Genomic DNA, 1020 nt, shown 5'->3' with positions numbered 1-1020 from the left:
GGGCCGACTCAGTGCATCTCGGTCGATTGGGCGGTCGCGGTGGTCGGGTCCGGGGTGCGTGCGGAGAGTCTGGGGACGGCCAGTTGGGTGGGGGTCAGTCGGCCGCGGAGGGTGACGGTGTCGCCCAGGTTCCAGTGGGCGGTTTCGGAGTCGGCGGCGCGGGCGAGGGTGGTGGCCGAGCTGAGGAGGCGTTCGTCGTAGTTCTTGGACAGCTCGCACAGGCGGGCCGCCTCGTTGACGGCGTCGCCGATGACGGTGAACTCGTAGCGGTTGTGGGTGCCGACATTGCCCGCGACGACCCGGCCCGCGGCGACGCCGATGCCCGCGTCGAGGTCGGAGGCGTCGCGCAGCCTGCGCTGGATGGCGCGGCCGCAGGACAGGGCCGAGCCGGCCAGGTCGGGCAGGGGAGCAGGGGTGCCGAAGACGGCGAGGGCGGCGTCGCCCTCGAACTTGTTGAGCAGGCCGCCGTGCCGCTCGACCTCGTCGACGACGATGTCGAAGAAGCGGTTGAGGATGCCGACGATCTCGGGGGCGGGCCGGGTGGCGGCCATGGTGGTCGAGCCGATGATGTCGATGAACAGGGCGGCGGCCTCGGTCTCGGTGCCGCCGAGCACCGGCTGGGAGGCGATCGCGGCCATCGCGACATCGTGGCCGACGTGCTTGCCGAACAGGTCCTCGATCAGCGCGCGCTCGCGCAGGCCGTGCACCATCCGGTTGAAACCGCTCTGCAGGTCACCGAGTTCGGTGCCGTCGTAGAGGGTGACCTCGGTGTCGAGATCGCCGTCCTCCACCCGGCGCAGCGCCTGGCGCACCCCCTTGATCGGGGCGACCGTCGCCGCCACGACCTGGGCCATCAGCAGCATTCCGAACAGCAGCGCCGAACCGCCGAGACTGAGCACGCAGACCGCCAGCCTGGCCTTGCTCACCGCGGGATCGGCCAGCGCCCACACCGCGACGATCATCGACAGCGCCACCGGGATACCGACGCCGACCAGCCACGACAGCATGGTCCGGCCGAAC

The 1020-nt window shown here is 71.3% G+C and carries 1 protein-coding gene; it reads right to left on the bottom strand.

The features are described 5' to 3' along the window. Nucleotides 1-8: 8 nt before the first annotated feature. Nucleotides 9-1020: adenylate/guanylate cyclase domain-containing protein (locus ACWDVW_RS32715; RefSeq protein ID WP_449956875.1), on the bottom strand; the 1012-nt coding region annotated here is incomplete at its 5' end.

The sequence above is a fragment of the Micromonospora sp. NPDC003241 genome (assembly GCF_053589795.1).
Note: the sequence above shows the minus strand (reverse complement) of the source record. Positions and strands in the feature narration are given on the sequence as shown.